Source organism: Bradyrhizobium sp. ORS 375, from assembly GCF_000239775.1.
Taxonomy (GTDB): Bacteria; Pseudomonadota; Alphaproteobacteria; order Rhizobiales; family Xanthobacteraceae; genus Bradyrhizobium.
In genome coordinates, this window is sequence record NZ_CAFI01000052.1 from 12,869 (window position 1) to 32,388 (window position 19,520).

Annotated in this window: 22 protein-coding genes; 11 read left to right on the forward strand and 11 right to left on the reverse strand. The window is 64.9% G+C overall.

All coding sequences use genetic code 11. The features are described 5' to 3' along the window. Window positions 1-182: 182 nt before the first annotated feature. The 7 genes from ugpB to BRAO375_RS04750 all read left to right on the forward strand — a co-directional run bounded on the left by ugpB (window position 183) and on the right by BRAO375_RS04750 (window position 6,031). Window positions 183-1,499, forward strand: a complete 1,317-nt coding sequence (gene ugpB / locus BRAO375_RS04720) for a sn-glycerol-3-phosphate ABC transporter substrate-binding protein UgpB (protein WP_035638948.1) — start codon at window positions 183-185, stop codon at window positions 1,497-1,499. A gap of 72 nt (window positions 1,500-1,571) precedes the next feature. After that, window positions 1,572-2,453, forward strand: a complete 882-nt coding sequence (ugpA, locus tag BRAO375_RS04725) for a sn-glycerol-3-phosphate ABC transporter permease UgpA (RefSeq protein ID WP_009026312.1) — start codon at window positions 1,572-1,574, stop codon at window positions 2,451-2,453. Beyond that, the gene (ugpE, locus tag BRAO375_RS04730; protein WP_009026313.1) at window positions 2,453-3,301 is read left to right on the forward strand and encodes a sn-glycerol-3-phosphate ABC transporter permease UgpE; all 849 of its coding nucleotides are present in this window, start codon (window positions 2,453-2,455) and stop codon (window positions 3,299-3,301) included. Before ugpA ends, ugpE begins: the two co-directional genes overlap by 1 nt. Window positions 3,302-3,412: 111 nt before the next feature. Continuing rightward, on the forward strand, window positions 3,413-4,492 hold the full coding sequence (locus tag BRAO375_RS04735) for a sn-glycerol-3-phosphate import ATP-binding protein UgpC (RefSeq protein ID WP_009026314.1): 1,080 nt from the start codon (window positions 3,413-3,415) through the stop codon (window positions 4,490-4,492). A gap of 134 nt (window positions 4,493-4,626) precedes the next feature. After that, complete coding sequence (locus BRAO375_RS04740) at window positions 4,627-5,052, forward strand: Hsp20 family protein (RefSeq protein WP_006613108.1); 426 nt, start codon at window positions 4,627-4,629, stop codon at window positions 5,050-5,052. Between the two features lie 58 nt (window positions 5,053-5,110). Further along, the gene (locus BRAO375_RS04745; protein ID WP_009026315.1) at window positions 5,111-5,374 is read left to right on the forward strand and encodes a BQ00720 family protein; all 264 of its coding nucleotides are present in this window, start codon (window positions 5,111-5,113) and stop codon (window positions 5,372-5,374) included. 150 nt (window positions 5,375-5,524) lie between these two features. Then, on the forward strand, window positions 5,525-6,031 hold the full coding sequence (locus BRAO375_RS04750; protein WP_009026316.1) for a GNAT family N-acetyltransferase: 507 nt from the start codon (window positions 5,525-5,527) through the stop codon (window positions 6,029-6,031). A 440-nt stretch (window positions 6,032-6,471) separates the two neighbouring features. Here BRAO375_RS04750 and ptsN read toward each other — a convergent pair whose 3' ends face one another. From ptsN to BRAO375_RS37865, 8 genes are all read right to left on the reverse strand, one after another. Beyond that, window positions 6,472-6,933: a PTS IIA-like nitrogen regulatory protein PtsN gene (gene ptsN / locus BRAO375_RS04755; RefSeq protein WP_008962742.1), complete on the reverse strand. Its 462-nt coding sequence runs from the start codon at window positions 6,931-6,933 to the stop codon at window positions 6,472-6,474. A gap of 329 nt (window positions 6,934-7,262) precedes the next feature. Further along, the gene (gene hpf / locus BRAO375_RS04760) at window positions 7,263-7,865 is read right to left on the reverse strand and encodes a ribosome hibernation-promoting factor, HPF/YfiA family (RefSeq protein ID WP_009026317.1); all 603 of its coding nucleotides are present in this window, start codon (window positions 7,863-7,865) and stop codon (window positions 7,263-7,265) included. 72 nt (window positions 7,866-7,937) lie between these two features. After that, complete coding sequence (gene rpoN, locus BRAO375_RS04765; RefSeq protein WP_009026318.1) at window positions 7,938-9,575, reverse strand: RNA polymerase factor sigma-54; 1,638 nt, start codon at window positions 9,573-9,575, stop codon at window positions 7,938-7,940. Between the two features lie 213 nt (window positions 9,576-9,788). Then, the gene (gene lptB / locus BRAO375_RS04770; RefSeq protein WP_009026319.1) at window positions 9,789-10,808 is read right to left on the reverse strand and encodes an LPS export ABC transporter ATP-binding protein; all 1,020 of its coding nucleotides are present in this window, start codon (window positions 10,806-10,808) and stop codon (window positions 9,789-9,791) included. 367 nt (window positions 10,809-11,175) lie between these two features. Then, window positions 11,176-11,865: an LptA/OstA family protein gene (locus BRAO375_RS04775; protein ID WP_009026320.1), complete on the reverse strand. Its 690-nt coding sequence runs from the start codon at window positions 11,863-11,865 to the stop codon at window positions 11,176-11,178. A 4-nt stretch (window positions 11,866-11,869) separates the two neighbouring features. Then, on the reverse strand, window positions 11,870-12,571 hold the full coding sequence (lptC, locus tag BRAO375_RS04780; protein ID WP_009026321.1) for an LPS export ABC transporter periplasmic protein LptC: 702 nt from the start codon (window positions 12,569-12,571) through the stop codon (window positions 11,870-11,872). Between the two features lie 159 nt (window positions 12,572-12,730). Beyond that, the gene (locus BRAO375_RS04785; protein WP_009026322.1) at window positions 12,731-13,345 is read right to left on the reverse strand and encodes a ribonuclease D; all 615 of its coding nucleotides are present in this window, start codon (window positions 13,343-13,345) and stop codon (window positions 12,731-12,733) included. Window positions 13,346-13,612: 267 nt separating this feature from the next. Continuing rightward, window positions 13,613-13,759 (reverse strand): hypothetical protein, encoded by a 147-nt coding sequence (locus BRAO375_RS37865; protein WP_009026323.1) that lies wholly within the window; start codon window positions 13,757-13,759, stop codon window positions 13,613-13,615. Between the two features lie 217 nt (window positions 13,760-13,976). Between BRAO375_RS37865 and BRAO375_RS04790 the strand changes: the two genes are divergently transcribed. The 4 genes from BRAO375_RS04790 (at window position 13,977) to BRAO375_RS04805 (ending at window position 17,663) form a co-directional block, all read left to right on the forward strand. After that, on the forward strand, window positions 13,977-14,363 hold the full coding sequence (locus BRAO375_RS04790) for a hypothetical protein (RefSeq protein WP_009026324.1): 387 nt from the start codon (window positions 13,977-13,979) through the stop codon (window positions 14,361-14,363). Window positions 14,364-14,752: 389 nt separating this feature from the next. After that, the gene (locus tag BRAO375_RS04795; RefSeq protein WP_009026325.1) at window positions 14,753-15,724 is read left to right on the forward strand and encodes a TRAP transporter substrate-binding protein; all 972 of its coding nucleotides are present in this window, start codon (window positions 14,753-14,755) and stop codon (window positions 15,722-15,724) included. A 110-nt stretch (window positions 15,725-15,834) separates the two neighbouring features. Next, complete coding sequence (locus BRAO375_RS04800; RefSeq protein ID WP_009026326.1) at window positions 15,835-16,380, forward strand: TRAP transporter small permease; 546 nt, start codon at window positions 15,835-15,837, stop codon at window positions 16,378-16,380. Continuing rightward, a complete protein-coding gene (locus tag BRAO375_RS04805; RefSeq protein ID WP_009026327.1) occupies window positions 16,371-17,663 on the forward strand; it encodes a TRAP transporter large permease in 1,293 nt (430 codons plus the stop codon). Before BRAO375_RS04800 ends, BRAO375_RS04805 begins: the two co-directional genes overlap by 10 nt. 236 nt (window positions 17,664-17,899) lie before the next feature. Here BRAO375_RS04805 and BRAO375_RS04810 read toward each other — a convergent pair whose 3' ends face one another. The 3 genes from BRAO375_RS04810 to BRAO375_RS38350 form a co-directional block, all read right to left on the reverse strand. After that, on the reverse strand, window positions 17,900-18,676 hold the full coding sequence (locus BRAO375_RS04810; protein ID WP_009026328.1) for a transporter substrate-binding domain-containing protein: 777 nt from the start codon (window positions 18,674-18,676) through the stop codon (window positions 17,900-17,902). Window positions 18,677-18,923: 247 nt separating this feature from the next. Further along, the gene (locus tag BRAO375_RS37200; protein WP_139031303.1) at window positions 18,924-19,262 is read right to left on the reverse strand and encodes a c-type cytochrome; all 339 of its coding nucleotides are present in this window, start codon (window positions 19,260-19,262) and stop codon (window positions 18,924-18,926) included. Between the two features lie 46 nt (window positions 19,263-19,308). After that, window positions 19,309-19,520 (reverse strand): hypothetical protein (locus BRAO375_RS38350; protein ID WP_139031304.1); only part of this gene is annotated, 212 nt, incomplete at its 5' end.

The window sequence follows — 19,520 nt, forward strand, 5'->3', positions numbered from 1 at the left end:
ACCGCATGGTCGCCGCGCTGCACCTTCGCAACGCAGCGACGGCGCGGGTGATTTACCGCGTTTCTCCGCCGCGCCCATGCCGCCTTTCCCACGCGGGATCATACGTCTATACATTCACATAACTGTCATCTGGCGCTGTTAACGGCCGCAACGACGATGACGTTTTTGGGAGGACCTGTTTGATGTCACTTCGACAATTCGCTGCTGCCGCACTGATTTCGGCGACCTTTGGTTTTGCTGTTTCGCCCGCACACGCTGTGACTGAAATCCAGTGGTGGCACGCCATGACCGGCGGCAACAACGACATCGTCAACAAGCTGGCCGAGGAGTTCAACGCCTCGCAGAGCGACTACAAGGTCGTGCCCACCTTCAAGGGCTCCTATCCCGACACGATGAACGCCGGCATCGCCGCCTTCCGCGCCGGCAACTCGCCGCACATCCTGCAGGTGTTCGAGGTCGGCACCGCGACCATGATGAGCGCCAAGGGCGCGATCAAGCCGGTCTACGAGCTGATGAAGGACGCCGGCGAGCCGTTCGATCCAAAGGCGTATCTGCCGGCGATCACCGGCTACTACTCGACGTCGAAGGGCGACATGCTCTCGTTCCCCTTCAACTCGTCCTCGATGGTGATGTGGATCAACAAGGACGAACTGAAGAAGGCCGGCGTCGCCGAGATTCCGAAGACCTGGCCCGAGGTGTTCGACGCGGCGAAGAAGCTGAAGGCGGCGGGACACGAGACCTGCGGCTTCTCCAACGCCTGGGCGACCTGGGCGCATATCGAGCAGTTCTCCGCCTGGCACAACGTGCCGATCGGCACCAAGGCCAACGGCCTCGACGGCTTCGATACGGTGCTCGAGTTCAACTCGCCGCTCGCGGTCAAGCACCTGCAGAACCTGATCGACCTGCAGAAGGACAAGACCTACGACTATTCCGGCCGCGGCAACCAGAGCGAAAGCCGCTTCGGCACCGGTGAGTGCGCGATCTTCCTGACCTCGTCGGGCTACTACGCCACGGCCAAGAGCACGGCCAAGTTCGACTTCACCTCGGCGCCGATGCCGTATTATCCGGACGTCGCAGGTGCCCCGCAGAACTCAATCATCGGCGGCGCCTCGCTGTGGGTGATGGGCGGCAAGTCGGCCGACGAGTACAAGGGCGTCGCCAAGTTCTTCACCTTCCTGTCCGACACCAACCGGCAGGCCAAGCTGCACCAGGAGTCCGGCTACCTGCCGATCACCAAGGCGGCCTATGAGAAGACCAAGGCGGACGGCTTCTACGAGAAGAACCCGACCCTGCAGACGCCGCTGAAGGAGCTCACCAACAAGGAGCCGACCGAGAACTCGCGCGGCCTGCGCTTCGGCAACATGGTGCAGATGCGCGACGTCTGGGCCGAGGAGATCGAGGCGGCGCTGGCCGGCAAGAAGACCGCCAAGGAGGCGCTCGATGCCGCCGTCGCCCGCGGCAATGCGATGTTGCGCACCTTCGAGAAAACGGCCAAGTAAGGCCTCCCGGACAGGGCTCCTCCTCCCGGCGGAGGGGGAGCTCCGTCATCTGTCCCTCCCGCGGCGTCCTCGATGGAAAAGTCAGTCGTCTTCAAAGGCAAGCTCCTGCCCTATCTGCTGCTGGCGCCGCAGCTCGCGATCACGCTGATCTTCTTCTACTGGCCGGCCAGCCAGGCGATCCGCCAATCCTTCCTGCAGGAGGATGCGTTCGGCCTGAACTCCGAATTCGTCGGGCTGGAGAACTATCAGGCGCTGTTCGCGCAGCCGGAGTACTACACGGCGATCGGCACCACCGTGGTATTCTCATCGCTCGTGACCGTGCTCTCGCTGGGCGTGGCGTTGTTGTTCGCCACCCAGGCGGACAAGAACCTCAAGGGTGGCGCGGTCTACAAGACGCTGATGGTCTGGCCCTATGCCGTCGCGCCCGCCGTCGCCGGCGTGCTGTGGTTCTTCATCTTTCATCCGACGCTCGGAACCCTGGCGCGGCCGCTGCGGGTGATGGGCGTCGACTGGAATCCGATGCTCAACGGCACCCACGCGATGATCCTCGTCGTGATGGCCGCCGTCTGGAAGCAGGTCGCCTACAACTTCCTGTTCTTCCTCGCCGGGCTGCAGGCGATCCCCAAAAGCGTGATCGAGGCCGGAGCGATCGACGGCGCCGGCCCGCTGCGGCGGTTCTGGACCATCATCTTCCCGCTGCTGTCGCCGACCACCTTCTTCCTGCTGGTCGTCAACATCGTCTACGTGTTCTTCGAGACCTTCGGCATCATCGATGCCGTCACGTCCGGCGGCCCGGCCGGCTCGACCACGACGATGGTCTACAAGGTGTTTGCCGACGGCCGCCTTGGCGGCGATCTCGGCGGCTCGGCGGCGCAGTCCGTGGTGCTGATGGTGATCGTGATCGCGCTGACCGCGATCCAGTTCCGCTACGTCGAACGCAAGGTGCAGTACTGATGGTCGAGCATCGCCCGCTGCGCGACCTGGTCGCCTATGTCGTGCTCGCGCTCGGCATCGTGATCTTCGCCTTTCCGGTCTACGTCGCCTTCATCGCCTCGACCTACGACGCGGCCACGGTCGTCAGCGGAAATCTCCCGCTGACACCCGGCCACAACCTGCTGCAGAACTACTATCGCGCCGTGTTCGTCGGCGGCTCGCGCTTCATGAACCAGCCGGTCGGAGTCCTGCTCGCCAACTCCTTCGTCACCGCGATCGGCATTGCGGTGGGCAAGATCTTCATCTCGATCCTGTCGGCATTCGCGATCGTCTATTTCCGCTTCCCGTTCCGCAAGACGGCGTTCTGGATCATCTTCATCACGCTGATGCTCCCGGTCGAGGTCCGCATCTACCCGACCTACAAGATCGTCGCCGATCTGCGTCTGCTCGACACCTATGCCGGACTGATCCTGCCGCTGATCGCCTCCGCCACCGGCACGCTGCTGTTCCGCCAGTTCTTCATGACCGTGCCGGACGAGCTGCTCGAGGCCTCGCGGATCGACGGCGCCGGGCCGTTGCGCTTCTTCTGGGACACGCTGCTGCCGCTGTCGATGACGACGGTCGCGGCATTGTTCGTCATTCAGTTCATCTACGGCTGGAATCAGTATCTCTGGCCGCTGCTGATCACCACCAAGGATTCGATGCAGACCATCGTGATCGGCATCAAGAAGATGCTGAGCACGACGGACGAGCTCGCCGAGTGGCAGCTGGCGATGGCCACCGCCGTGCTGGCGATGCTGCCTCCGGTCGCCGTCGTGGTCTTCATGCAGCGGCTGTTCGTCAAGGGACTGGTGGAGACGGAAAAGTGAGGGGGGCGAATAGGGAATGGCGAATAGCGAATAGGATCGCGTCGCCGCCTGAACGCCCGCTCCGTCATCCCCTGCTCGCTACTTCCGCATTCGCCATTCGCTAGGTAACCCATGGCCAACGTCACCCTCCGCAACGTTCGCAAGATCTATCCCGGCGGCTTCGAGGCCATCAAAGGCATCGACGTCGAGGTCGGCGACGGCCAGTTCTGCGTGCTCGTCGGCCCCTCCGGCTGCGGCAAATCCACGCTGCTGCGCATGGTCGCGGGGCTGGAGACGGTCTCGTCGGGCGAGATCGACATCGGCGGCCGCATCGTCAATGCGATCGAGCCGGCCGATCGGGACATCGCGATGGTGTTCCAGAACTACGCGCTGTACCCGCATATGAGCGTCTACAACAACATGGCCTATGGCCTGCGCAACCGCCGCGTTCCGGAGAACGAGATCAAGACCCGCGTGGAGGACGCCGCGCGCATTCTCGAGCTCGGCACCATGCTGCAGCGGAAGCCGCGCCAGCTCTCCGGCGGCCAGCGTCAGCGCGTCGCGATGGGCCGCGCCATCGTGCGCCAGCCAAAAGTGTTCCTGTTCGACGAGCCGTTGTCCAACCTCGACGCCAAGCTGCGCATCGCGATGCGGGTCGAGATCCGCAAGCTGCAGCGCCGGCTCAACACCACGGCGATCTACGTCACCCACGACCAGCTCGAGGCGATGACGCTCGCCGACATTCTCGTGGTGATGAATGGCGGCAGGGTCGAGCAGATCGGCAATCCGCTGGAGATCTATCAGAAGCCGGCGACGACCTTCGTCGCCTCCTTCATCGGCGCGCCGCCGATGAATCTGATGCCGATCGACGCCGTGCGGGCGCAGCTCCATGGCGCGGATGCGGTTCCCGCAGAGGCCGGGCAGCTCGGCATTCGCCCTGAGGATTTCGAGCTCGGCGACACCGTGCCGACGGGCGGCATCGGCCTCGACCTCCGGGTCGACGCGATCGAACACGTCGGCGCCGAGACCTATGTCTACGGCGCCCGCCAGGAGGTGGGCCAAAATGACAGCCTCACGGCCACGGCAAACGACGTCATCGTGCGGCTTCCGGGCACGGCGGCCCCCGACATTGGAACCCGGATCCGGGCCGTGGCGCCGCGATCCAGGCTGCACCTGTTTTCGGCCGACGGCCGCCAGCGGCTGGCCGTTTAAGCCCTTCCACAGACGACCATTCTGCCGGTTTCGGGGGTGCTTGAACGCGCGCGCGTTCGTGCCCATATTGCTGCTCAAGGGGTGCCGTCAGGGCCCTGATACATCAAAGTCGCTTCGAGAGGACTTTGTAAACCATGTCTCGTGTTCCTTCGCTCTCAAGTCCGTTCCTGCTGGGCTTCGACGAGATCGAGCGTGTGCTCGACCGCGTCGTCAAAGGTGCCGACGGTTATCCGCCGTACAATATCGAGCGGTTCGAGCGCACCAATGGTCAGCCCGAGCGTCTTCGGATCACGCTGGCGGTGGCGGGTTTCACCCGTGACCAACTCGATGTCACCATTGAGGAAAACCAGCTCGTCATCCGCGGTCGCCAGCAGGACGACAAGACCCGGCAATACATTCATCGCGGCATTGCCGCGCGCCACTTCCAGCGCACCTTCGTGCTGGCGGAGGGAATGCATGTGCTGGGAGCGGACCTGAAGAACGGGCTGTTGTCGGTCGATCTGGCCAGGCCAGAACCTGAGCGGATCGTTAAGACAATAGCGATCAATGAACACGAATAATGGTTTGATGGAACGAGTAGCGGACTCGACCGCTTGAGTCTCAGAAGGAGTCGAGACCATGACTGAAGGTAATGTTGCGTCGGAATCCCCCGTCTCCCTGGAGTCACTCGCGACCTTGGGCGAGGGCCACATCGCTTATGTGAAGCAGATCCGCTCCGAAGACGTGCCGGGACTGTTTCCGCAGGCACCGCACATCGCGCCGGGACTGAAGCTGTTCGCCCTGCATGCCGCAGACGGCACGCCGATCATGCTCACCGACAGCCGCGAAGCCGCGATTGCGAACGCGTGGAGCCACGAGCTCCAGGCCGTGAGCGTGCACTAAGCGAGATCGGAAGGTCATGCGCGACGGCGTCTCGCGAGACGCCGTCGTTGTGAGACCCAAGCGGCTCATGTACTGATATGAGGGCGGTCCCCTGACCAGGGGACGGCCCTTTTTTCTGTCCGTTGAACGGCCTCACAGGACCATCTGCCGATGCCCGCGGCGATCGCGTCACTGAGCACTGCCGACTTGGCCGCACAGCCGGCGCTCGCGGCCGCGTGGCTCGCGCTCAACAACGCGCACGCGTCGGAACTGTCATGGCTGACACCGGAGTCGTTCACGCGACTGATCGGCCAGGCTTGGCGCGCGCAGCGGATCGGCGCCGCCGATGCGCTGCTGATCGTGCTGGACGAAACCGCCGATTACGGCAGTCCGAACTATCGCTGGTTCTGCGCCCGCTACGATCGCTTCCTCTATGTCGATCGCATCGTCGTCGCACCACATGCGCGCGGCCGCGGCCTTGCCCGCCTGCTCTACGAGAATCTGATTCGCGACGCGGGGGCAGCCGGCCACGAGCACATCGTCTGCGAGGTCAACCTCGACCCGCCGAACCCGCAATCCGATGCCTTCCACGCCGCACTCGGCTTCGAGCCGCTGGCGACGGAAAGCATCCACGGCGGCGCCAAGACGGTGCGCTATCTGGCCAAGCCGTTGGAGTAGAGAGCACGCTGCGTTGGCACGGACGCGCATCATGCTCCAGACTGCGGCAATCACAGCCCTCTCCGTTTCCTCCCCCCTTGTGGGGGAGGGTCAGGGAGGGGGGTGGCCGCGGGCGCGGTCGGCCATGACTTGCGGAACGCTTCAACAACGCCGCCCAAATTCAACGGCAGCTGCGTGTTGGTTAAGCAAAGAACTTCAAGTCTCTGAGTGGAAGAACGCCTCGCTTGGCATCTTTCCTCGCCGCGGGCGCGCTCGATTGCGCTGGTGGTCGCTGACTACTGCGGTCGTCATCCTGGGCTACCCCCCTCCCTGACCCTCCCCCACAAGGGGGGGGAGGGAACGGAAAGACTGGTATCTACCGAAGTGTCGACGGTGACGCGTCGCGGCCGATACATTTCCACGAATCGCATCATGCTCCACGAAAAAGGAAAGGAGCGTCGTCAGGCCGCAGACGCGGGCGGCAGCGCCAGCACCGAATAGATCGCCTGGGCATCGCGCGAGGCGCGCAGCTTCTTGGCGACGTCCTGGTCGCGCAACAGGCGCGCGATGCGCGCCAGGGCCTTCAGATGATCGGCGCCGGCGCCCTCGGGCGCGAGCAGCAGAAACACCAGGTCGACGGGCTGGCCATCCATCGCCTCGAAATCGATCGGCCGCTCCAGCCGGGCGAACAGGCCGAACAGCTTCTCCAGCTTCGGCAGCTTGCCGTGAGGAATCGCGACACCATAGCCGACGGCCGTCGTGCCGAGCTTCTCCCGCTGCAGCAGGACCTCGAACACGTTGCGCTCGTTCTGACCGGTCAACGCGGCCGCACGCGCCGCCAGCTCCTGAAGCGCCTGCTTCTTACTGATGACCTTCAAAGCCGGCAGGATCGCCTCGGGTGCGACCAGATCGGTAATCGGCATAGGGCGTTCCGAGGTGATTGAACCGTCAGGGTGCGAAATAGGTCGGGACAGACCGGCGTCAAGAAGCTGAGGCGGCAGGCGGGCTTACCCCGTGTCCGATGCGAGGGGCTTCTACCCCAACGCAACGTCGGTGCCAACTCCCGCAAGCGTGTTCCTGCCGCCTATCCTTAAGATCGCCGAGCGTGGCGGGCTGAAGGCGCCAACGCCCGAACCCCGCGCATCGCGCCATGTACCGGCCGTGGCGTGACGTCGCAAGCGATCCACCAACCGCCTGATGAGGAACCGATTTTGCGCGCCGCGGCCGGGAACCCTGGAGGCCGTCCGTACGACTACGGCTTGACCGCAGGCGGATCGACCCAGCCGATGTTGCCGTCGGCGCGGCGGTAGATGATATTCACCCGGCCGCTGGAGCCATGCTGAAAAACCATGCAGGGTGCACCCGAAAGATCGAGTTCCAGCACCGCCTCGGAGACCGACAGGCGCTTCAACGCGGTGGTGTTCTCGGCGATGATGACCGGATTGTAGCCGGTGATCTCCTCGTCGCTCTCGGCCGGCGCCTCGATCACGTAGCTCGGCGCATCAAGAACAGCGCCATCGAGCCCGGCCAGCGCGGCATTGGCGGCGTGGGATTTGCGCGCCGAGCGGTCCTTGAGCCGGCTCTTGTAGCGGCGCAGCCGCTTTTCGATCATCAACAGCGCCTGATCGGCACTGGCATAGGCGTCCGGCGCGTTCGATTCGGCCTCGAGCGTGATCCCCGAATCAAGGTGCAGCGCGCAATCGGTCTTGAACCCGAAGCCGTCCTTGGAGAGCGTGACGTGGCCGGAATAATTGCCGTCGAAATATTTGCGCAGCACTTCGTCGGTGCGTTCGCTGACGCGCCCACGCAGCGCTTCGCTGACGCTGATGCTTTTTCCGGAAATCCGCAGGGTCATGTGTCGCCTCGATTCATGTGAACCGATGATGACACTAAGCCTATTTGGTTAAGGCGCAATCGCGCGGCATGGTCAAACTGACGCGGTATCCCGGGTGCGGTCGGCGCTGACGGACGACGACAGGGCATGGGCCAGCATGCTCTGCTTGTCGCGGCGGCGCTGCACCGAGGACGGGATCCGCATCGCTTCCCGGTATTTCGCGACCGTGCGGCGGGCGATGTCGATGCCGGCGGCGCGCAGCTTCTCGACGATGGTATCGTCGGACAGAATTGCGGAGGGATCTTCCGCATCGATCAGCTGCTTGATGTGATGCCGCACCGCTTCGGCCGAATGCGCCTCGCCGCCATCGGCCGACGCGATCGAGGCGGTGAAGAAATATTTCAGCTCGAACGTGCCGCGATTGGTCGCCATATACTTGTTGGCGGTGACGCGCGACACCGTCGACTCATGCATCTGGATCGCATCCGCAACGGCCTTGAGATTCAAGGGACGCAGATGCGCGACACCATGGGTGAAGAAGCCGTCCTGCTGGCGGACGATCTCGGTCGCGACTTTCAGGATGGTGCGTGCGCGCTGGTCGAGCGCGCGCACCAGCCACGTCGCGTTCTGCAGACAGTCGGTGAAGTAGGACTTGTCGCCGTCCTTGCGGATCGTCTTCGACAGCTCGGAGTAATAGACCTGATTCACCAGGACGCGCGGCAGCGTGTCGCTGTTGAGCTCGACCAGCCAGCCGCCATCGGGCCCCGGGCGCACATAGACGTCGGGCACCATGGTCTGCGTGCGCGTCGTGCCGAATTTGAGGCCGGGCTTCGGATCGAGCCTCCGAATCTCGCCGATCATGTCGACGAGATCCTCGTCGTCGACGCCGCACAATTTGCGAAGCGCGGCAAAGTCGCGCTTCGCCAGGAGATCGAGATGCTCGACCAGCGCCTGCATGGCCGGATCGTAGCGATCGAGCTCGCGCAACTGGATCGCGAGGCATTCGCTGAGATTGCGCGCGCAGATGCCGGGCGGATCGAACGTCTGCAGCACGCCCAGCACCGCATCGACATCGGCCTGCTCGGCGCCGAGACGGTCGGCGGCTTGGCCGAGATCGACCGGCAGATAACCGGCCTCGTCGACGAGATCGATCAGATACTGGCCGATCATGCGATCGGCTGGCGACACGAACGCCACCGCCGCCTGCTCGGCGAGATGATCCGACAAAGTGGTCTCTGCCGCGACGAAGGCTTCGAGATTGTAGTCCTCGTCGCCCGAGGCGCCGCCGCCCCATTCGGTGTAGGTGGTCGGCGCCGCATCCTGCGCATTGCGCGCGGCGGCTTCCGCCGGCTCCTCGGAAAAGACGTTGTCGAGGCCGGTATCAAGCGTCTGTTCGATCTCCGTACGGGTGCCGAGATCGCGGCTCATCCAGTCTTCGGGCGCGCTCTCATAGCTCTCGCCGGCACTGCTTCCTCCGTCGCCGAAATCCTCGCCGCCGCCTTCGCTACCCTCGGAGAATTCGCCGCGCTCGGCCATCTGCTGCTCGCCGGCGACCGGTGCTTCCGGGCCATCGCTGGCCCGCTCCAGCAGCGGATTGCGCTCGAGTTCTTCTTCGACGAACGTGGAGAGGTCGAGATTGGACAACTGCAGCAGCTTGATTGCCTGCATCAGCTGCGGCGTCATCACCAGCGACTGCGACTGGCGGAATTCTAATCTCTGCGTCAACGCCATGGGAGCAAGAACATTCCCTTACTGGTCCAATTCTTGCTTATCCTAATCTGCGCGCGATGTACACGGCTTGACGAATAAGAAAAACGGAGTATGGCGCGCTGCGGAAGACGAGGTTACCGGTCCTCGCAACCCCTCTGGAAACAGCGTTAATCGCAGTGTTTCCATCGCCTGTCGCAGTGACGACAAAAGCCGACAAACACGACGTCCGTAATCCTACAGCCTGAACTCCTCACCGAGGTAGAGCCTGCGCACGTCGGGATCGGCGACGATCTCCTCGGGGCTGCCTTCGGTGAGAATCTGTCCGGCATAGACGATGTAGGCGCGGTCGGTGAGCCCCAGCGTCTCGCGGACGTTATGGTCGGTGATGAGCACACCGATGCCGCGATTGGTGAGATGGCGCACCAGCTGCTGAATGTCGCCGACCGCGATCGGATCAATGCCGGCGAACGGCTCGTCGAGCAGCATGTAGTTCGGGCGTGTGGCGAGCGCGCGTGCGATCTCGACGCGGCGGCGCTCACCGCCCGACAGCGCGATCGACGGCGACTTGCGCAGCCGCGTGATGGTGAACTCTTCCAGCAGCGCATCGAGCTCGCGCTCGCGCTTCTTGCGCGAAGGCTCGACCACTTCGAGCACGGCGCGGATGTTCTGCTCGACGGTGAGGCCGCGGAAGATCGAAGCCTCCTGCGGCAGATAGCCGATTCCCAGCCGTGCGCGCTGATACATCGGCAGCCGCGTGACATCGTGGCCATCGAGCTCGATGGCGCCGCGATCGGCCTTGATCAGGCCGGTGATCATGTAGAACACGGTGGTCTTGCCGGCGCCGTTCGGGCCGAGCAGGCCGACGGCCTCGCCGCGGCGGACATAGATCGACACGCCGCGCACGACCTGGCGGCTGCCAAAGCTCTTCTCGATCGAATGCACCGCGAGGAAGCCGGGACGGCGCAACAGCTGCGGGCCGCCGCCGGCGCCATTGTTGCGCGGCTTGGCGGCCATCGGCTGCGAGGCCGGGCGCTTGCGCTGGATCTGCTCGGTGTTCTGCGGCGAGCGCGGATTGATGCGCATGGCCGGCTGCTGCTCGTTGCGAACGGAATCCGCCAGCGCGGCCAGCGGATCGTCGTTCATGGAGCCGGCGAACGGATCGTCCATGGCCGTGATGTCGTCGCGCCGCCGCGCCGAGCCGCGCTGGCCGCGCTTGGCGGGACGCCCACGAAACATGCCGAGTAGATCCACCATCCCCGCGCCGCTTACGCCCTTCGAAGCTGCCCGTCACCGGCCGCAGCGCTGGCTCGCCCGCTCACCGCGAGCGAACGCATCTCACCTGCCTCGCGGATCAAAACGGAAGCGCGAGGCCGGCCAAAGCGCGAGAGACCGCGCGCTCCGGAGTTTGTCGTCTGACGGCGAGGTCGCGGTCGCAACCGAGGTCGCGATCGATCGCAAAATCGCAATCGGCGCTCGTCATCACGCGTCCGAAACCCCGCCAGAGGCAGCCCATGGCGGCCTGGCGGCGACGGTCGGGCGACGAGAGCGGCCCGTTCGCTAGATAGAGGCAGGTGCGGCGCGGTTCAACTGGAGCCGCGAGCCTTTTGCTAGAGATTTGAATTCACTTCGGTTTATTTGCGCCCAGCGACAGCGGCGCGCCGATCGAGGGCGGCGAGCCGGCCGTCGGGCCGCAGCCGCCCGCGCTCGACCCCGACCCGGCCTGCGGCAACAGCACCTGCACGCCCCGCCCGCTGTCCGATTCGACCCGCGACACGCCGGTGGTCATGTCGACCGTGAGGCGGTCACCGCGCATCACGTTCTTGCACTGGGTCAGCACCACGCCGCCCTGCATCGTGATCATGTTGGTCTTGGTGTCGTAGACCGCGGTCTCGCCTGTCACGACCTGGTCCTTCTGCGTCACCTTGACGTCGCCGCGCGCCTCGAGCCGGCGGATCGCCGAGCTGCCGTCCGGGCCGGGCGTCGCGGCCGGCGTCGCCTTGGTGGCCTTGGCGCCGCCCTGCTGGGCACCGCCATCATAGAACACCACCAGCGACTTCGAGGTCATGGTGGTGTCGCCCTGCACGACCTTGACGTTTCCGGTGAAGGTCGCCTCCTTCTTCTTGTCGCGCATCTCCAGCGAGGCCGCCTCGATCTGGATCGGCTGGTCGCGGTTTTGCGAGAACCCCTGCAGCGCGTTTGGCACGCCCGTGGTCGCACTTTGCGCCTGCAGCGCATCGGCGCACGCGATCAGCGCCAGCGCGGCGACAGCGGCAGCGCGACAGAGGACGGGAAGCAAACGGCACGGGGTCATCGGATCACTTCGCATTGCGGGCGGTGCGGCCGGAATCGGCGCTCGCCGTCGTCGCCGGGGCGGCATTCATGTTGTCGAGGTTCATCACCACGTTGCCCTCGAAGCGCACCACCTCGCCATTGTCGGTGATACGCAGCCGATCGGCGGAGAGCGTGCCGTTGGTCAGCTTGACGTCGACGCGTTCGTCGGAGCTCACCGTGCCCTTGGCCATGTCGACCGAGGCCCGGCTGAGCCGCGCCTCGTAGCCGCTCGACGTCGTCAGCAGGATGTCCTTCTTCAGCTCGAGCTGCTGCTGCTTGGTGTCGAACACGCCGGTGTTGGCCTTCAAGGTCACCGTGGACTGATCCTCCATCAGCACCTTGGCGCGGAGGACGTTGAGCTCGACGTGATCGGGATCGGTGAGGTCCTGCACCGCGCTGTGAGCGACGAGATCATAGGGCCGCTGGTCCGGTGTGAACCCTGTCAGATGCGGCGTCTCCATCGTGATCTTGCGGCCGGAGATGACGAGATTGCCGGTGAGATTGTTGGTCTCGATCTTCATCTTGAACGGATTGAACAGGGCGATGCCGATCACCACCGCCATCGCCAGTCCGACCGCCGCCGGCACCGCCACCCGCAGCACGCGCACGACGCGGCTATGGCGCGCCGCCACCGCGAAGCGCGCCTGCAGGGTTGGGTCGTAGACGGGGTTCTGGACCGAGTTCACCAGGGCTCCGACGGACACGGGACGCATGCGAAACAGCGATCATCCTACCATGGCCGCGCCGGCCATTGCAGCTCGGAACTGGCGCGAAATCGCGACGCAGGGGCCCCTGCGATCATTAAGAGAGATTAATGATTCTGAACGGCGGGCGGGCTGGGCGCATCATGAATGCGCAAAAATGTCCTCGGCCTCGAATCCGCCCAGATCGAGGATCGCGCGATGCGGCAGGAACGCGAAACAGGCCTGCGCCACCGCCAGCCGCCCCTCGCGCGCCAGCATCACGTCGAGCTTCTCCCGCAGCGCATGCAGATGCAGCACGTCTGAGGCGGCATAGGCGAGCTGCGGCTCGCTGAGGCTGTCGGCGCCCCAGTCGCTCGACTGCTGCTGCTTCGACAGATCGACATTGAGCAGTTCGCGGACGAGATCCTTCAGCCCATGGCGATCGGTGTAGGTGCGCGCCAGCCGCGAGGCGATCTTGGTGCAATACACCGGCTGCGGCATCACCCCGAAAGTATGAAACAGCGTCGCGACGTCGAAGCGCGCGAAGTGGAAGATCTTGGTGACGGCGGGATTGCCGAGCAGCGCCTTCAGATTGGGCGCGTCGGTGTGCCCCTTCGGGATCTGCACCACGTCGGCCGAGCCGTCGCCGGGCGACAGCTGCACCACGCACAGCCGATCGCGGTGCGGATTGAGCCCCATCGTCTCGGTGTCGATCGCAACCGAGGTGGTGTAGCGGGACAGATCAGGCAGGTCGCCACGGTGCAGGCGGACGGTCATGGATGTCAAAACCTCTGTCGAATCAATGGCGGACGCCACGGGCCGGGCGACGCCGCGGGACGCGCTCGGGAACCGGCTTAGCCCGGCGCTGGTAACCATCCGGCAAACGCGCCGGGTGGTCCTCAGGATCAGCCGAGGGATTGCCAGCGCGGCAGCCGGGGCGCAAGGGGCAGTGGGGCCTCGCGATTCGATCGCCTGCCGGCAACCCGGCCCGGTTCTGCCGGCCGCTCGGCACGCGCCACCACGCGCGGCGCATTCGGGCGCGGCTCACTTCACGCAGGAGCGCGCGACGATTTCGATCTTGCGGCGGTCGCCGGCGAGATCGAACTCCAACCCCATCGCCGTCTCGAAATCGACCTTGCCGATCCCATCGTAGTTGAGCTCGACCCGCTTCGCCGCCTGCAAGCCGGCCATGGTCGCGCCGACGATCTGCGCCGAGACCTGCGGACCGAGCGGGCCGGTCTCAAGCGCGGCCTGCTTGAACGGAAAGTAGCTGGCGCATGATGGGGCGAGGAGGCTTCGAAAGAGAAGCCGGAGCGAGAAGCTTGGCCGAACGCGATCTCGCGGACTAACATCCGTTCGCGTCCGTGCGGGAGGATGCTACCGCCGGCAGAGCGACGAGGACACCATCATGAAGCAGCTGCTGGAGCAGTTCGCCGAGGAGCTGATGCAGGATGATCTGCTGGTGCCCGTCGCCTGCGGGCTGTGCGGAGCGGTGCTGACGCCGATCGGCCTGCTGCTGCTCTACGGCTTCACGACGCGCGGCATCGAGCGGCTGCCGCTGCCGTGGCCGCTCGCCGCGCTCACCGTCCTGGTGCTGCTCTCACTCGGCCCCCTGTTGATCCTGCGCAGCGTGCTGTCGCGCCGGACGAAGCTCGGCAGCTTCGCCGAACGCTACGCGACGCTCGGCTTCCTGCGACAGCCGGACGATTTTGCTGTCGGAATCATGCTGCCGGCGATCGCGCTGACCCTCCTGCTGCGCAGGCTCGGCGTGAACGGCGAGGCGCTGGCCGATTAGGCCGCGCCTGCATCGCAGAGGCTACAACGCCCACTTGTTGCGGCGAATGGTGTCGCGCCGAGACCGACGCCTTGCCCCGAGGCGGTGCGGACGAGTGAGCAATGGGGTCGGCGAGGATCTCCCGCCCGCGCACCGTCGGCAGATGACGCGACAGCCGCGTTGTCAAACGACGATGAGGCGTGCGCGCCGGCCGGTTTGCGGCGCAGCAACGCGCTGTATCGATTGATCCAACTCTTGCATTGATCGATGCCGCAATTGGCTTGGACAGACAATGCCACTGGCCCTACGCGTGATAATGGCGCTTGACTTCGCATCTGAAGTGGAGCGACCCAAGGCGGCCTGCAGCATCTGCGCCACAACGACACAATCAATTCAAGGAGGAAGCCCGGATGAAGACACTTTCAGCTCTCATTGCAGCCGCCGTGCTGGCGTTCTCGTCGCCGTTGGCGATGGCGCGCGATTTCCGCTCGGCCGACGTGCACCCGGCCGACTATCCGACAGTCGAAGCCGTCAAGTTCATGGGCAAGCAGCTCGCTGCGGCGAGCGGCGGCAAGCTCGGCGTCAAGGTGTTTCCGAACGGCGCCCTCGGCTCCGAGAAGGACACCATCGAGCAGCTCAAGATCGGCGCGCTCGACATGATGCGGATCAACTCCTCGCCGCTCAACAATTTCGTGCCCGAGACCGTCGCGCTGTGCCTGCCCTTCGTGTTCCGCGACACGCAGCATATGCGCAACGTCCTGGACGGCCCGATCGGCGACGAGATCCTGGCCGCCATGGAGCCTGCCGGCCTGATCGGCCTCGCCTACTACGACAGCGGCTCGCGCTCGATCTACACCGTCAAGGCGCCGGTCAAGTCGCTCGCCGACCTCAAGGGCCTGAAGATCCGCGTTCAGCAGTCCGATCTCTGGGTCGGCATGATCCAGAGCCTCGGCGCCAACCCGACCCCGATGCCCTATGGCGAGGTCTACACCGCGCTCAAGACCGGCCTGGTCGACGCTGCCGAGAACAACTGGCCGTCCTACGAATCCTCCCGCCATTTCGAGGCCGCCAAGTTCTACAACGTCACCGAGCACTCGCTTGCGCCTGAAGTCCTCGTGATGTCCAAGAAGGTCTGGGACACCCTGAGCAAGGAAGACCAGGCGATGATCCGCAAGGCGGCCAAGGAATCCGTGCCCGTCATGCGCAAGCTCTGGGACGAGCGCGAGCAGGCCTCCCGCAAGACCGTCGAGGCCGCCGGCGTCCAGGTCGTGACGATCGCCAATAAGCAGGAGTTCGTCGACGCGATGAAGCCGGTCTACCAGAAGTTCGCCGGCGACGAGAAGCTCTCGAGCCTCGTCAAGCGCATCCAGGACACGAAGTAACAGTCACGGCCTCGACATCTCGACGTCGACACGCCTGCCAAGAACAACAATCATACGGTCCGGCGTCGCCATCAGGCGGCGCCGGAAGGAAAGCCAGGGGAGGGACGGGAATGACGGACCCACATGTCGGAGACCACGAGCACGGGGAGGGACGCCCGTCACGCGGTCCGCTGTCGCGGATCAACGCCGTCATCGCGCGGCTCGGCATGTATCTGTCGGTCGCCGGCCTGCTCGTCATCGTCACCATCGTGTTCTACCAGGTGTTCGGCCGCTACGTGCTGAACTCCAGCCCGACCTGGACCGAGAATTTGGCGCTGGTCCTGATCCTCTATGTCACGCTGATCGGCGCCGCCGTCGGCGTCCGTGACGCCGGCCATATCGGCATGGACAGCCTTCTCGTGATGCTGCCGGATTCGACGCGCGAGAAGATCGAGCTCGTGATCCACGTGCTGGTCGCGCTGTTCGGCATCGCCATGGCCTACAATGGCTGGATCCTCGGTGCCTCCGTCGGCACCGTGAAGATCGCCAATCTCGGTCTGCCCGAGCTCGTCCGCTACATCCCGCTGGTCGTGTCCGGGCTGCTGATCGTCTCGTTCTCCATCGAGCACATCATCGCTCTGCTGCGCGGTGAAGAGGTCGTCCCATCATGGAACTGATCATTCTCGGCGCCACCTTCTTCGGCTTCCTGATCCTCGGCGTCCCCGTCGCGTTCGCGATCGGCCTCTCCGCCATCTGCACCATCCTCTATGAGGGCCTGCCGGTCGCCGTCATCTTCCAGCAGATGATGTCGGGGATGAACATCTTCTCGTTCCTCGCGATTCCCTTCTTCGTCTTCAGCGGCGAGCTGATGCTGCATGGCGGCGTCGCCGACAAGATCGTGCAGCTCGCCAAGAACCTCGTCGGTCACATCCGCGGCGGGCTTGGCATGTCCAACGTCGTCGCCTGCACGCTGTTCGGCGGCGTCTCCGGCTCTCCAGTCGCCGACGTCTCGGCGATGGGCGCGGTGATGATCCCGATGATGAAGAAGGAAGGGTTCGACACCGACTACGCCGTCAACGTCACCACCCACGCCTCGCTGGTCGGCGCGCTGATGCCGACCAGCCACAACATGATCATCTATGCGCTCGCCGCCGGCGGCAAGGTGTCGATCGGCGCGCTGATCGCCGCCGGTCTGCTGCCGGCGCTGGTGCTGATGGTCTGCATGCTGGTCGCGGCCTACGCGGTCGCCGTGAAGCGCGGCTATCCCGCCGGCAAGTTTCCGGGCTGGTCGGAAGTCTTTCGCTCGTTCGCGGCGGCGCTGCCCGGCCTGCTGATCGTCGGCATCATTCTGGCGGGCATCCTGTCCGGCGTCTTCACCGCCACCGAGTCCGCGGCCGTCGCGGTCACCTACACGATCCTGCTGACGTTCTTCATCTACCGCACGATGACCTTGGCCAACTTCCTGCGGGCCGCGGCCAAGGCGGTGAAGACCACCGGCGTGGTGCTGCTGCTGATCGGCGTCTCCACGATGTTCCAGTACCTGATGGGGCTCTATGAGGTCGCCGACTTCGCCGGCGACCTCATGAACAAGGTCTCCTCGCAGCCCTGGATGATCTTCCTCTTGATCAACATCATCCTGTTCCTGCTCGGCACCTTCATGGACATGGCGGCCACCATCCTGATCTGCACCCCCATCTTCCTGCCGATCGCGATGAAGGCCGGCATGGACCCGGTGCAGTTCGGCATGCTGATGCTGATCAACTGCGCGCTCGGCCTCAACACTCCGCCGGTCGGCACCACGCAGTTCGTCGGCTGCGCCATCGGCGGCATCTCGGTCGGCGCCGTCATGCGCACCATCCTGCCGTTCTACGCCGCGCTGATCGCCGCCCTGATGTTCGTCACCTACGTGCCGGCGTTCTCGCTGTGGCTGCCGCGGCTGCTGATGGGCTACAAGGGATAATACAGCTCAGTTGCCTGTTGGCAGGCAACCGGGCCTGGGATGGTTGCTGACGCCACACCCACAGTTGTCGTCCCCGCGAAAGCGGGGACCCATAACCACCGGCTGTTGTGAGGTACCCGGTACCGGCCGCCTGCCTATTCCAGAGATCACGCGGTATGGGTCCCCGCTTTCGCGGGGACGACAGCCGTGAGTGTGGAGACAGCTCGTACCAAATAGAACTGCTACGCGCCCACCCGTTACTTCGGCTCCTGCAACGTCACGCCATAGCGGCTGTAGATGCGCTGGACGGTGCCGTCGGCGCGCAGGCGGGCCAGCGCCGCTTCCACCGCTTCGCGCAAGGCGTCATCGGGACGGATCATGCCGATGGCCACGTTCCAGTTGAGGCTCGGCTCGCTGTCGTCGAGGGCGATGATGCGCAGCGTCTTGTCCGGATGGGTCTGATTGTAATAGGCGGCATTGGCCGGCGTCACCGCCGCGGCAGCGATCTCCTGATTGGCGAGCGCATCGAGGCTGTCGACCTCGAAGCCGAAGGTGGATATCGGCACATGCCGCTGGCTGATCAGCATCGCCGCGACCGACCCGACCTGCACCCCGACCTTGGTGGTCTGGTCGAGGCCGGTGATGGAGGTGAGCTTGCTCCCCTGCGGCACCGCCAGCGCCACGCCCGTGTGATAATACGGCTTGGTGGTCTTCAGCCGGGTCTGCTCCAGCGCCTCCGGATCGGCGATGACGTCCATGACGAGGTCGCAGCCGGCCGCGCGCACCTGGAACATCGTGATGATCCAGTCGAGACGCAGCGAGACGCCGAGCTCGCGCGCCAGCGCCTGGCCCATTTCGACCTGGAAGCCCGGCGGGTCGCCGGCCTTGCTGGCGAAGGGCAGCGAATTGGGATGCGCGCACAGCCCGATCTGGCCTTGCGAGCGGATGGCATCGAGCGAGCGCGCCTCGGCCGGGCCGATCAGGCCAAGAATAAGGCCGAGCATGGCGACGAGCAGCGTGAACAATCGTGTCATGGCGTGGTCCCCACAGGATGACTTTCATCGCGGTCTGCGGCGCGCGTGCCGGCTGCGTCCCGACCGTCATTCCGGGGCAAGGCCGCCAGGCCTTGAACCCGGAATCCCGAGCCTGTCTTGCGTACCGTTCATCTCGGGATTCCGGGTTCAATCGCCGCCGCGCAGCCGCTGCGCGCCCGCGCCGCGCCGATTGCCCCGGAATGACGTCGAGACTGCAACTGGTCGTTTCCCCCGTGCGACGGTCGAACTAATCAGGTTTCAACGCCCGGATGTAAGCGATGATCGCGTCGATCTGGGCGTCGCTGAAGGTCTCGCCGAACGCCGGCATCGCGCCGGGCTTGCCGACCTTGATCCGGTTGCGCAGGAAGTCGTCGCTGCGGGGCGAGTCCATCAGCTGCGGGCCCTTGCCGGCGACGCGGCCGGCGCTGGAGTGGCACCAGCCGCAGGTCGTCGCGAACAATTGCTGGACGTCGAGCTGCTCGGGCGGCGGCGCAGCCGACTGCGCCCAGGCTGGCACGGCGCAAGCCAGCACGGCGGCCGTGATCGCCGGCAACCGGCCGCGCCTCACGAGAGCGTGTAGCACCATTGCGCGTGTCGTCCACGCCGGTTTCATCAGCCCAAGTCTCATGGCCTTAAGCGTCATCGAATGTCGTCTCATCAAGCATGACCGGTTTAGTTGCATCCCATCGTGAAGGGCAAAGAACGCCAGAGCTATTGCATTCGACCGTCGGAGTGATGCACTCGCTCGTCTCCACGTCGTCATGGCCGGGCTTGTCCCGGCCATCCACGTCGGTCGGCACGCTGAGAACCACGTGGATGCCCGGGACAAGCCCGGGCATGACGG